Source organism: Neobacillus drentensis, from assembly GCF_036966985.1.
GTDB classification, from domain to species: domain Bacteria; phylum Bacillota; class Bacilli; order Bacillales; family Cytobacillaceae; genus Neobacillus; species Neobacillus drentensis_E.
In genome coordinates this window covers 1-13,171 of the sequence record NZ_JBALSN010000042.1, presented here as the reverse complement: position 1 = coordinate 13,171, position 13,171 = coordinate 1, and the positions used below count along the sequence as shown (strand labels likewise).

General features: G+C 39.5%; 11 protein-coding genes. 4 read left to right on the top strand and 7 right to left on the bottom strand.

What is annotated here, in order from left to right:
* Positions 1 to 65: 65 nt before the first annotated feature.
* Positions 66 to 416 (bottom strand): holo-ACP synthase, encoded by a 351-nt coding sequence (gene acpS / locus V7659_RS03005; RefSeq protein ID WP_335538008.1) that lies wholly within the window; start codon positions 414 to 416, stop codon positions 66 to 68.
* A 100-nt stretch (positions 417 to 516) separates the two neighbouring features.
* Between acpS and V7659_RS03000 the strand changes: the two genes are divergently transcribed.
* Positions 517 to 1,245, top strand: coding sequence for a rhomboid family intramembrane serine protease (locus V7659_RS03000; protein ID WP_335538007.1), 729 nt, complete (start codon positions 517 to 519; stop codon positions 1,243 to 1,245).
* A 69-nt stretch (positions 1,246 to 1,314) separates the two neighbouring features.
* Here V7659_RS03000 and uvsE read toward each other — a convergent pair whose 3' ends face one another.
* From uvsE to V7659_RS02980, 4 genes are all read right to left on the bottom strand, one after another.
* Positions 1,315 to 2,280 (bottom strand): UV DNA damage repair endonuclease UvsE, encoded by a 966-nt coding sequence (gene uvsE / locus V7659_RS02995; RefSeq protein WP_335538005.1) that lies wholly within the window; start codon positions 2,278 to 2,280, stop codon positions 1,315 to 1,317.
* Between the two features lie 92 nt (positions 2,281 to 2,372).
* Positions 2,373 to 3,872: a DEAD/DEAH box helicase gene (locus V7659_RS02990; protein ID WP_335538004.1), complete on the bottom strand. Its 1,500-nt coding sequence runs from the start codon at positions 3,870 to 3,872 to the stop codon at positions 2,373 to 2,375.
* A 580-nt stretch (positions 3,873 to 4,452) separates the two neighbouring features.
* The gene (locus tag V7659_RS02985) at positions 4,453 to 5,832 is read right to left on the bottom strand and encodes a UDP-N-acetylmuramoyl-tripeptide--D-alanyl-D-alanine ligase (protein WP_335538002.1); all 1,380 of its coding nucleotides are present in this window, start codon (positions 5,830 to 5,832) and stop codon (positions 4,453 to 4,455) included.
* Between the two features lie 81 nt (positions 5,833 to 5,913).
* The gene (locus tag V7659_RS02980; RefSeq protein ID WP_335538000.1) at positions 5,914 to 6,987 is read right to left on the bottom strand and encodes a D-alanine--D-alanine ligase; all 1,074 of its coding nucleotides are present in this window, start codon (positions 6,985 to 6,987) and stop codon (positions 5,914 to 5,916) included.
* A 199-nt stretch (positions 6,988 to 7,186) separates the two neighbouring features.
* Here V7659_RS02980 and V7659_RS02975 point away from each other — a divergent pair, with 199 nt between their 5' ends.
* Positions 7,187 to 7,849 (top strand): sulfite exporter TauE/SafE family protein, encoded by a 663-nt coding sequence (locus V7659_RS02975; RefSeq protein ID WP_335537999.1) that lies wholly within the window; start codon positions 7,187 to 7,189, stop codon positions 7,847 to 7,849.
* Between the two features lie 50 nt (positions 7,850 to 7,899).
* On the opposite strand, the gene V7659_RS02970 is transcribed toward V7659_RS02975, so the two are convergent.
* Positions 7,900 to 8,676: a hypothetical protein gene (locus tag V7659_RS02970; protein WP_335537998.1), complete on the bottom strand. Its 777-nt coding sequence runs from the start codon at positions 8,674 to 8,676 to the stop codon at positions 7,900 to 7,902.
* Between the two features lie 228 nt (positions 8,677 to 8,904).
* On the opposite strand from V7659_RS02970, the gene mgtE reads away from it, so the two are divergent.
* Both mgtE and V7659_RS02960 read left to right on the top strand, forming a co-directional pair.
* Positions 8,905 to 10,263, top strand: a complete 1,359-nt coding sequence (gene mgtE, locus V7659_RS02965; RefSeq protein WP_335537996.1) for a magnesium transporter — start codon at positions 8,905 to 8,907, stop codon at positions 10,261 to 10,263.
* Between the two features lie 134 nt (positions 10,264 to 10,397).
* Positions 10,398 to 10,991: a DedA family protein gene (locus tag V7659_RS02960; RefSeq protein ID WP_335537995.1), complete on the top strand. Its 594-nt coding sequence runs from the start codon at positions 10,398 to 10,400 to the stop codon at positions 10,989 to 10,991.
* Positions 10,992 to 11,077: 86 nt separating this feature from the next.
* Here the strand turns inward: V7659_RS02960 and V7659_RS02955 are convergent, their stop codons facing one another.
* The gene (locus tag V7659_RS02955) at positions 11,078 to 12,904 is read right to left on the bottom strand and encodes an APC family permease (protein WP_335538014.1); all 1,827 of its coding nucleotides are present in this window, start codon (positions 12,902 to 12,904) and stop codon (positions 11,078 to 11,080) included.
* Positions 12,905 to 13,171: the final 267 nt, after the last annotated feature.

Below are 13,171 nucleotides of genomic sequence, written 5' to 3'. Positions count from 1 at the left end.
CAATCAACAGAGTGCCAATATCAATTTTACCTTTAACACAGCCGTTTTTTTAAAAATTAATGTCCCTAATCTTCTTCAATTGTTACTTGCGCTACGGCATAATCTCTACTATGTGAAATGGATAAATGGGCCCGGACTTCAGGTTTTGCAATAAATGGTTTTCCTGAACTGTCATTGTCAATTTCAATATCTTGAAAAGATAATTCCTCACCAATACCCGTTCCATTTGCTTTTGAAAAGGCTTCTTTTGCCGCAAATCGCCCTGCTAAAAATTCTACTTTCCTTACAGCCGATAACTCCTCAAATTTCCGCCGTTCTTTTGTGGTTAACACGCGGTCGACAAACTTCTTTTGCCTCATAAGGATGTCATTTATCCTAGAAAGTTCTATAATATCGATTCCAATCCCTTTAATCATTCTTCATCTTCCTTCTATTTGTTATATGATTAGCATAAGTAATAGTGTACAAGAATGGAAATACGTCAATAAATAAGATGAGACTCAGGAGGTGTAAGTGATGTTTACAAGAACGGAGAGCTTTCGCGATTTTATCCGCCTTTATCCAATTGTTTCTATTATTGTTACCATTCATTTAGGATTATATCTGTTAACTAGTTTACCAATCTTCCCAAACAATTGGTTCTTTGAAAATCTTTCTGGAGTAAATCTTTACATTATGGAAGGGGAATATTGGCGGCTGATTACACCGACTTTTATGCATAGCGGGTTCTCTCACACGCTTTTTAATAGCTTTTCACTTGTACTATTTGGACCGGCACTTGAGCGCATGCTTGGCAGCGGGCGATTTTTATTTATTTATCTTCTCTCAGGAATCATTGCAAATGTGGCCACATTGCTGCTTGAACCGCTCACTTACACACATGTTGGCTCAAGTGGAGCTATTTTTGGACTATTTGGCTATTATCTTGCGATTATTTTGTTCCGGAAACATATGCTTTCCAAACAGAATTCACAAATTATCCTTACCCTTTGTGTCGTTAGTTTGATTATGACCTTCCTGCAGCCGAACATTAATATTACCGCCCATCTATTTGGTTTAATTGGCGGCTTCTTACTAGGAGCTATTCCTTATTTTAATAAAAAGGAGCTTTCAGATTCGATTAAGGGTACCGCGAATTGGGCCAGCAACAGGAAGAAAAGTATTTCTTATCAATCCCCTTGGAAAGTGCTCATCTGGGCTGCCATTATTATCATTGCCACAATTGGTTTACTAGCGCAAAAATAACAGGGATTTGCAGTCGAATGATCTTTCACTGCGATCCCTCTTTCTTTGTCCAACTTCTCTGCCGATGCTTTAATGGATATTAAAACTCGATTGGTCAATCCACGTAATTCCGTCTCTCCCTTGCAAATCCTCTACAAGTTGGAAAAGCGCCGCATCTTTTTGCTTTGCTTCAATCATACAGTGAATCTCAGGAACGGTCCCTTTGATTGGCTGTAAGAACCGCAGAAACATTTGGGGGTCAATTGTGTCCGCATGTGCTCGAAAATCCTTTTCGGAGCGTGGACTGGAAATATGCATCTTAATTGGCAGCGGAGACTGAGCCCAGGTTGCAACAATCCGCTCCCAATCCGCCCTCCACTCTTCTTCTTCATGGTTTGCGAGATGATGATGATAATCAAACACCATCGGCACCCCTAACTTTTCACATAGATAAAGGGTGTCTTTCACCGTAAATGTTGTATCATCGTTTTCGAGCATAATCATTTGTTGGATGGACGGGGAAATATAGGCCCAATTATGAATAAACTGCTCGAGAGCTTTCTCCTTATCGTTATATCCACCACCAACATGAAGTACACATCGATGTTCTGGATCAATCTCCATTCCCTTTAGCAAGGCTTTATGCATGGCGAGCGTTTTTAGGGAATTTTTTAAAATATCTTTATCCGGCGTATTAAGAACGACGAAATGATCCGGATGAAAATCAATCCGAGCTGGATGTTCTTTTATATAAACTGCTAGCTTCTTGAGTGTATCCTTTAAAGGGCTGATGTAGTCCCAATCCAGTAATTCCTCATGATTGGCAAGCGGAATGAGTCGCGAGCTGAACCTAAAAAAATGAATTTGATTGCCTGCATTATGTTTTAAAAGACGCAGACAATTTTCTAAGTTTGAAATCGCAATTCTCTCTAATTTACGAATCGCTGCGTCCCGATCTTTTATTTTTTCAAATTGAGCAAATGTCATCGTTTGCGAGGGGGAGGCATTTTGAAGCTCAACACTCATTGCCACATAACCGAGTCGTACCAACGTCATCATCATCACTCCAGCGGATTGTGTTTAACTTTACTATTCCCTTTTAGGCATAGAAAAAAGCATGAACGAAATCGTTCATGCTTTAACGCTTTTTAGTGATTAAATGTTCTTGGCTTTGATGATGGCTTCCCGCCGCCGCCAGTTCTTTTTTCACCACTGCGTGGTCTTGCAGGCGCTTTTTTGCGATTATTATCCCCACGGTATGAACCTGAACCTCTAGAGTCATCTCTTCTTCTACGGTCACGGTCGTTATACGGCTTTCTTTCTCTTCTTTGTGGAAGCTGTTCTTCTGTTAACTTAATTGGTGTTGTATCTGGTTCTTTCGTTAACATTTTCAATACAGCTGCGATGACGGTTGATGCGTCATTTTCTTCCAGCAATTCTTGCGCTGCTGCTTTATAATAATGTAAATTGTTTGATTCAATTGTTTGAACGATTTTTTCTACAACCGCTTTTTGTTGACCTTCTAACGCCTCATCAAGTGTAGGAGCCTTCATTTTATCCATTTTGCGTTTTGTCGTTTTTTCAACAACCGCAAGATATGATTTTTCACGAGGTGTAATGAATGTCATCGCTACACCTGTTTTACCAGCACGGCCAGTACGACCGATACGGTGAACATAGCTTTCTGGATCCTGTGGAATGTCAAAGTTGTATACATGGGTAACTCCAGAAATATCTAGACCCCTTGCAGCAACGTCTGTAGCAACAAGAACATCAATGGTGCCTTCTTTAAATTTACGAAGGACAGAAATCCGTTTTGCCTGACTTAAATCTCCATGAATACCTTCCGCCGTATAACCCCTTAGAGTTAAAGCTTCTGATAATTCATCGACCCGGCGCTTTGTACGGCCAAACACAATCGCAAGTTCTGGTGATTGGATATCTAAAAGTCTTGTTAACACATCAAATTTATTTCTTTCTTGAACCTCAAGGTAATATTGTTCAATGGAAGGTACAGTCATTTCTTTTGTTTTCACACGAACAATTTGCGGTTCCTTCATGAACTTTTCAGCCATTCTTTGAATTGGCCCAGGCATGGTTGCTGAGAAAAGTAAAGTTTGGCGATCTTCTGGTGTTGAAGCAAGGATGGATTCAATGTCTTCAATGAATCCCATGTTTAACATTTCATCCGCTTCATCTAGGATGACGGTGTTCACTGTATCAAGACGCATTGTTTTTCTGTTGATATGATCCAATACACGGCCTGGAGTACCAACAATGATATGTGGTGCTTTCTTTAATGAGCGGATCTGGCGGCTGATATCTTGCCCGCCATAAATTGGCAGTACACGCACTCGTTTGCCCGAACCAAGTTTATAAAGTTCTTCAGATACTTGAATCGCAAGTTCACGAGTCGGTGCAATAATGATTCCTTGAATCGCATCTGCTCTAGTATCAACTTTTTCAACCAATGGAATCCCAAATGCAGCTGTTTTCCCTGTTCCTGTTTGAGCTTGCCCGATCAAATCAATTCCTTTTAGCCCCAACGGAATAGTTTCCGATTGAATTGGTGTTGCTTCCTCAAAACCCATTTTAAGGACAGATTGTAACGTAGCCTGACTTAGGCCTAATTCTTCAAACTTTGTCAATGTTTTCATTCTCCTTCATCTATGTGAAAATATTTTTGAGAGCTGAATATTTTCGCCTGATACTCAGAAAAGCGGTAGCGCCTGCTCGGATTGAGGCGAAAAGCGCTGGAGGGCCTTAAGGTGAAGTCCGTTTTGGATTCATCAAGAATGGATTCCTTGATGAAATAGGATATATATCATCTAGGATGAAATAGGTTTTTATTTCATTCACTAGGATGGAAGTGGATAGTTATTCTTCATCTTAGGCAGGACCGAAACGACTCAGGTCCCCTTGGCGCTTGAGCTGACACGCATCAAAATGCCGTAAATAGGTAACATCTTTATTTTACCAAAAAAAAACATCCTCCCTCAAGGAGTATGCCCTTTAATCATCGTTCTTTAGACACGTTGATGAACATCATACCACTGTTGCTAGTATTTTGCAATCAAGACAAGTTTGTTACATTGCCAAACCTATCTTATTATCTCATCAAAAAGTCTAATGCAAAAATGAAAGGGCACCTTCTCACACAAGAGGGGTCTCTGTTATTTTTCTTTTCTCATCTTGAAATCATTCATAATCTTATCAGTTTTATTTTCCTTAATTTACTTGTAATGCATTCACGATTTCTTCTAATTTCATTCCTCTTGACGCTTTTACAAGGATTAACGTTTGATGATCTACGTGTTGCCTTAATTCTTGAATGAGTGCTTCTTTTTCCGTAAAGGCAAAGACTCTTTCTGGTCCTAAAACCGTTCTAGCTTTGTTTGCAATATGCCCTCCTAAAGTTCCATAGGTGAACAGGAGATCGACTTTTTCATCGCTTAAGGCTTCTCCTATTTGCTCATGATATTGTTCTTCCTGTGGACCAAGCTCTAACATATCCCCCAGGACAAGAATTTTCCGTGCATAGCCTTGAAGATTCGATACTAATTCAATTGCTGCCATCATTGACGTCGGGCTGGCATTATACGCATCGTTTATTATTTTTTCGCCCTGCTTCCCTTCTACTAATTCCATCCGCATATTGGTTAACCGAATACTTGCTAGCCCCTCATTCATTTTTTCAAAAGGAATCGAAAAATAGTTAGCGATTAGCATCGAAGCAAGTGCATTTAAAATATTATGTGTTCCGAGGACTGGAAGTTCAAACACAGTCTCTGACGTGTTGATTCTGAACCGATTCCCATTATCTAACTGAGCAATTTCAGTGGGGTATAGATCATTTGTGTCGTTTCTCCCAAAAGTCTCAACTTGGATATTTCCTTTATGCCGTTGAATTCTTTCCATAAGGAGCGGTTCATCACCATGAAGAACGGCTAGTCCACCGTCTTTTAATCCTTGGAGGATTTCAAGCTTTGCTTCTGCAATTCCTTCTCTTGAACCTAGGTCAAGAAGATGAGATTCGCCAATATTGGTAATTACCACAGCATCTGGACAGGCAAGATTTGTTAGGAACTCAATTTCTCCCCTGCCGCTCATGCCCATTTCAAGGACGGCAATTTCAGTGTCCTCGTCCAATCCTAAAACGGTTAACGGAAGACCAATATGATTATTATAATTGCCTTCTGTCTTTTGAACCTTGTATTGTGTAGATAGAATACCCGCTGTCATGTCCTTAGTCGTTGTTTTCCCGTTGCTTCCTGTAATGCCTACAACTTTTACCGCTAATTGTTTCCGGTAACTTCTTGCTAATTCCTGTAAGGCTACAAGGCAATTTTCTACGATCAATATCGGTAAGTGTAACGGAGGGTTTGGCACATCCTTTTGCCAAAGGGCAGCCGCTGCTCCCTTTCGGATCGACTCTTCTACATATTTATGTCCGTCCGAATGTTCTCCTTTAAAAGGTATAAATAAGTTTCCTTTTTCAATTTTACGAGAATCTATACATACACCCGTGATTACCGTTTCAGCAAACGTAATCAAAACGTCCTGTGCAGGTATCATCTCAGCAATCTGTTTTAACGATCGTTTTATCATGGATATCCTCCTTCTGATTTTTTAGGCGCTTCCGCTTTTCTAAATACAAATGGACACGGCAGTTTCAGCCGTGTCTCTAATTTAGAAAGTAAACTTAATCTGTTGCTTCTCAGCATGTCTTTCTTTAGCGAGACTAACAAGCCGCTCAATCAATTGCGGGTACTCTACCCCCGTGTGCTTCCATAAGAGCGGGAACATACTAAACGGCGTGAAGCCAGGCATCGTATTCACTTCATTAATCAATGCTTTCCCATCTTTAGTCAAAAAGAAATCCGCACGAACTAAACCAGAACAATCTAAAGATTTAAAGGCTTTAATCGCCATTTCTTTTAGCTGCGCGTATTCATCGTCTGTGATGTCAGCAGGAATGATTAGCGCTGTATCTCCGCTTTCATATTTTGCTTTATAATCATAGAAATCCTTCTTCGGAACAATTTCACCAGCCACTGAACATTCAGGTTCATCATTTCCAAGAACCGCAATCTCGATTTCACGGGCAACAACACCTTCTTCAATGATGACTTTGCGGTCAAATTGAAAGGCTTCAGCAAACGCTGCTTCTAATTCCGCACGATTGGTACATTTGCTGATACCGACACTTGAGCCTAGGTTCGCTGGCTTCACAAAGCAAGGGTAGCCAAGTTCTGCTTCGACCTTGCTGTAAGCCTCTGCTTTAGCTCTTTCCCATTCACTTTTAATAAAAGCTACATAGTTCACTTGAGCAAGCCCTGCTTGCGCAAATACATTTTTCATCATGACTTTATCCATACCCGCAGCTGAAGCAAGCACTCCATTGCCAACGTATGGAAGATTTAGCAGTTCCAATAAGCCTTGAACGGTTCCGTCTTCCCCGTTCGGACCGTGTAACAACGGGAAAATCACATCTAGTGTTTCCTGCTTTTCAGCTTGGAAAAGCGCTGGAGCTAATGACAAAGGCGATAATTGACTTCCTTCTGAAAATTCTAGGGCCTTTACGTTTTCTACTGGCTCACTTAATTGCTGTCCTTTAATCCAGTTTCCTTCGGTATTTATGTAAATAGGATGAATATCGAATTTTTCAAGATCTAACGCCCGAATGACAGCCAAGGCTGTTTGCAGGGATACTTGATGTTCGGCTGATTTTCCTCCATATAATAAACCCAATTTTGTTTTCATACGAAACCTCCATTTTCTCATTCACGGTTATATTTTAACACTTATTTTAAAAAGAAAGGAAATGTAGTCACCCAAGTTTATAAGTTTTTTCCTACCTAAATATTTTATGTTTAGTACAGCTTGCTTAAAAACTCGGGATAGTTAATTTGGCGGTTTTTCCTGTATAATTGCCTTTGAAACGTTTTTTGGAGGCGAGTTAATGACAGGATCACTCTTATCGATATTATTATTAGGCTTCTTGCTAGGAATTAAGCATGCGATTGAGCCTGACCATGTTATTGCAGTATCCACCATCGCGAGCGAATCAAAAAATTTAAAGCGCTCCATCTTTGCTGGTGTTTACTGGGGAATTGGGCACACCGCCACACTCTTCCTTTTCGGAATGTTTTTGATTGTCGCAAAAAATACTATCACAGATACAGTCGCACTGAGCCTCGAATTTATAGTAGGAATCATGCTCGTTAGTCTCGGCATAAATAGTATTTTAGCATTTATGAAACATCGTCATCCTCATTCCCATCCTGCTTCGAACCAAGAAACAAAAGGACGCACCCACCTAAAATCCTTTTTCATTGGTCTCATTCATGGGCTTGCCGGCAGTGCGGCAATGGTTTTATTAACAATGAGCACCGTTTCGACTGCATGGCAAGGTGCATTATACATACTTATTTTCGGTTGTGGCACGATTGTTGGGATGCTTAGCTTTTCCACGGTGATTGGGATCCCATTTGTGTTAACATCCGGTAAACAATTGAATAAATATTTGAATAATCTTGCAGGAATTATCAGCATATTATTCGGAATTTATTATATGTATAACTTGGGCGTGAACGAAGGATTATTCAACATGTGGTTCTCATAGCAAACAGTCCCACCCAATAGGAGTGGGACTTATTTTTAAAGATTAAAGATTTAGATGACATTTAACTTCCATTCTTTTGTCTTTTTGTCAAAAATAATTTTGGCATGACAAGGTTTCGATGAGATTTGCTCATATTCCTCTACCATATCATCCATATTTGCGAAATCGCCAATTACCCAGATTGGAATTTCAATTCGACTCCGCTGATGGTCGGCATCTCGTAAAGAAATACAAATCCCTTCCTTAATGAACGGTGTTAGGGAAAGAAGGATTTCTTTATTTACTTGGGGATAGGTCTTTTTCTTTCGAAAGCCAAGAATTGATTTTTCAACTTTAAGATCCCCTAGTTTTCCTGCTACCACTTCACTTAGAACATGGAAGAAATCCTTGAAGCTTCGGTAATAGGTTTTGTTGAACCAGCCATCATCTTGAGCCAAATAAACAAAACGGTTACCTAATTTATTATAAAAGGGCAATTTTAGATGGTGCTTTAAATGACCTAAGTATAATAGTTCAGCGATTTCCTGACCTGTCAGTTCATTCAATACATCTTCCTCAATAAAGTCAATCCAACAGAAATTTCCGTAACTATAGACATCTTCCCCTGCCAATTTATTAATTCTTTCATCAGGACAATATTCAAGTTGGGTATGCATATTAAAATCAGCATCATCAAAGCGGTGCGCAAGTAATAGCAAGGGATTTAATGAACCTGAAAAAGCAGCAGCGAATTCAGCAAATTCGATACCGGAAGACATTACATACTGGTCTGTTTGGTTTAAATGGACATAGATGAGATCCTGTATGTCTTGATGATGCTTTTTCAAAGCAAAACTCCTCCGTTCAACACATAAAATGATTTAGTCAATACTTCCTTATTTTATCAAATAATAGTCCAAATAGCTTATTTCAATTCTTTTACAAATAATAAGTTTGATTGACACATACTAGATTTATGCTTATTGGATTATTATTTGTTAACTTTCCTTTTTCATCTATATTTCTTTAGCCAATTAGATTCTATGCATTAGAAAGAAAAGGAGCTGGTTTCATCCATGATTAAGGATATGACTCAAGATGAATTAAGTCTTTATATCATAAAAACATTAAAGGAAAATAGAAAAACGGAATTTGAAAATATACTTGATGAACTCCAGCCCTATGATGTCGCCAAGATTTATGAGGATTTACCTGAAAAGCATAAAGGGCGATTTCTCCTATTTTTAAAATTTGATGTTCTTGCTGATTTAATGGAAGAACTTGAAAAGGAAGATCAGCTTGGCTTATTAAATCTTTTAGGAATTGAAAAATCTAGTAAGGTCCTTGATTTGATGGATAATGATGACCTGGCGTCATTACTGCATGAATTATCGCCAGAGAAAAAAGATTCCCTTCTTTCAGGAATGAAGGCAGAGGAGTCTAATGCTGTCCAAGATATAATGAAATATCCCCCAGAAACCGCCGGCAGAATCATGACGAATCGGTTTGTTTGGATCCGCAGCTCTTTTACGGTTAGAGAAGCTGTTGATAAGTTTAAGGTGTTTGCTGAATTTGCCGAATCAATTAACTATCTATACGTTATTGATGAAGACCGGAAATTGGTTGGCGTCGTTTCTTATCGTGATTTACTCTTAGCGGAGCTAGATGAAAAAATAAAAACCATTATGTATGAACGGATCATTTCTGTTACAGTCGTGACAGACCAAGAGGTTGTAGCACAAATCGTGGAGCGCTATGATTTCTTAGCCATCCCCGTCGTCGATGAGAATAATGTCCTCGTCGGGATTGTCACCGTTGATGACATTATTGACATCGTAATTAAGGAAGCCAATGAGGATATTGAAAAATTATCGGCAACAGGAAAATCCATTGATTTTGAAACAAAAACATTAGTAGCAGCCGCAAGAAGGCTCCCATGGCTCATCTTACTTTTATTTATCGGTGTGGTTTCAGGAAGAATTATCAGCAGTTTTGAAGATACGCTAAAGCAAGTAGTAGCGCTGGCCTTTTTTATGCCGATGATTGCCGGCATGACTGGAAACACAGGGACACAATCGCTGGCAGTTGTAGTAAGAGGGCTGATTTCGTACGATATTGATAAAGGTGTGATTGCACGATTAATTGCAAGGGAATTGGGTGTTGGGATTACCATTGGTATTACTTGCTCTATTCTGATTGCAGTGATTGCATATATCTGGCAGGGAAGTCTCATTTTAGGTGCTGTTGTCGGCAGCTCTCTATTTTTCACCCTAATCATCGGAACACTTGCAGGGACGGTTATTCCGCTTATTCTATTTCGTTTAAAAATTGATCCTGCTGTTGCCTCAGGACCCCTAATTACTACCTTGAATGATATATTTTCACTGCTTACCTACTTCGGGATTGCCACCATGTTTTTAAAATATCTTATGTAAGAAAAAAATCAGTGAATTGTTTTTTGACTTTTTAGGAATGTCCCAGAGAAAAGGACCATATTTATTTCTTAAATAGACAATCTGGTTTACACTAGGAAAGGAGATATAAACATATAGTTAAGTGAAGGTGAACTATGACAGAATTTATTAATTCAATATTGGAGTCTTTATCACAATTAGGCTATTTTGGCATCGCCTTAGGATTAATGATAGAGATTATCCCGAGTGAAATTGTTTTAGGCTATGGCGGCTATATGATTTCACAAGGGCATCTCAATTTTATCGGATCCGTCATTGCCGGGACTGTGGGCGGAACACTTGCACAATTATTTTTATATTGGGCCGGTTATTACGGCGGCAGACCTTTTTTAGAAAAGTACGGAAAGTATGTGCTTATTAAAAAGCATCATATCGATATAGCGGAACAATGGTTTGAAAAATATGGAGCCGGAGTTATTTTTTCAGCACGATTTATTCCTGTAGTCAGGCATGCGATTTCCATCCCAGCAGGAATTGCCAAAATGTCGGCAGCCAAATTTACGCTTTACACTGTAGCAGCCATTATTCCGTGGACGATTTTGTTCCTCTACTTAGGTAAAGTCTTAGGCAGTAATTGGGCACATATCAAAGAGTACGCACAACCCTATGTAATGCCAGCCATTATCGGCGCGATAGTTCTAGGGGCCATTTATTTTTTAGTCAAAAAGACAAAGAAAACCACCGATTAATCCCGGTGGTTTTGCTTTGCTCAAAATTTTCTTTGCGCCGAAGCGAAGCGCCCCTGAGCGGAAATCAACATGCAAAATATAATGTGCTATTTTTTAAAATGAAATGGCAGTGTTGACACAATAACCCTCTTTTTAAAAATAAGATAGGTACGAATCAATAAACTTGATTGGTTGTGCAAAATATTATGCCAGTTTTTCTTTGTTATAAATTGCGGAATCAATACGGTTACCCGATATTGGTTTTCACTTGCCTTATGTTCTACCGTATCGATAAATTTCGATAAAGGAATCAGTACACTTCGGTAATGTGACTGTAGAGTAACGAGCCTTACATCCGGCTGCCATTGCTGCCATTTTTCTTCGAAACGCTTTTCGTCCTCACGATCAAACGATACATAAACCGCAAAGATTTGATCCGTTAACGATTTGGCATAATTGATTGAGTTTTCAACAACCTTAGTAATCCCAGCGACGGGGACAATAATAACATTCCCCTCTATCGGCGGCGCAGGATCATCTGGATGGATTCTTAATTGTTCACCAACTGCTTCATAATGATGATTTATCCGTTTGAAGGCAAACACGATGATCGGTAAAAAGATAACCACAAACCATACTTGGCTAAATTTAGTTAAAAAGAAAATAATTAATACAGCTAAGGTGATGAGTGCACCGACTAGATTGGCAGCTAGTTTCGCTACCCATCCTGCCGGTTTTTCCCGTAACCACTTTATGATCATCCCCGTCTGCGACAAGGTAAACGGGATAAATACGCCAACCGCATAAAGAGGGATTAAGTGCTCTGTTTGACCTCTAGAAAAGATAATCAGCAAGATGGAGCCTACCCCTAAGGAAACAATCCCGTTAGAATATCCCAGTCTGTCTCCCCTAATGGTAAACATCCTTGGCATATATTTATCCTTGGCAAGCGCATATGCTAATAACGGAAACGCAGAGTATCCAGTATTAGCCGCCAGAACTAAGATAAGTGCGGTCGTACCTTGGACAAAGAAATAAAGGTAATTACGGCCAAAAGTCTCTTTGGCAATTTGTGAGACGACCGTTTCGTCATGCCTTGGTGAAATTCCGTAATAATAAGCTAGGAAAGTAATACCCGTAAATAACAAGGCAAGCAATGTCCCCATTAAAATTAATGTTTTGGCCGCATTCTTTGGAGCTGGGTCTTTAAAACTTGGAATCGCATTCGAAATGGCTTCCACCCCTGTTAACGCTGAGCATCCTGATGCAAAAGCACGAAGCAGCAAGAACAGTGTTATTCCTTGAACAGGTGTCCCAAGTGCCGCATGCTGAACGGTTGGTGAGACATCGCCTGTCATAATTTTAAAAAGACCGACACCAATTAAAACAAATAACGCTACAACAAATAAATAGACGGGATAAGCTAAGATGGATGCTGACTCTGTTATACCACGCAGATTTAGAATGGTAATAAAGACTACCAGAACACAAGCAATTCCAACGGTATGCTGGTGTAAAGTTGGGAAGGCAGACGTTATCGCGTCTGTACCAGCAGATACACTTACCGCCACCGTCAATATGTAATCAACTAAAAGGGATCCCCCAGCGATTAGTCCCGCTTTCTCACCAATATTTTCTTTCGAAACAATATATGCCCCGCCGCCATGGGGATAGGAATAAATAATTTGCCGGTAGGAAAGAATTAGCGCAGCTAATAGAAATAACACTCCAACTGCAATCGGAACCGAATACCAGTAGGCAATCACGCTTACCGTTGCTAAAACTATCAGAATTTGTTCAGTCCCGTAGGCCACAGATGACAAAGCATCGGAGGAAAGAATGGCTAAAGCCTTCAGGATATTTAATTTTTGTTCGCCTAGTTCCGTTGATTTTAACGGCCGGCCGATTAAGAATCTCTTAAAAGAAGAGAGCAATTGATTCACCCACCACATTTGAAGTAGAATTACCGATTGATTTTAACACAACACCCTTTTTATATGAAGTGTTTTATTTTTGACGGATATTCTAATTCCCTCAAGAATACCAATGTATCATTACATAGTCTTTTCCTAATTAGCCCGATTAATGAAGAAAATTATCCTGTGAAGGTAAAAAAAAGCATGGAGCCCTTAGGTTCTCTGGAATTTCCGAGTTAAAACCCACTCTTTTCTAAATAAGATGTCTTGTCCTTAATCGAGTAA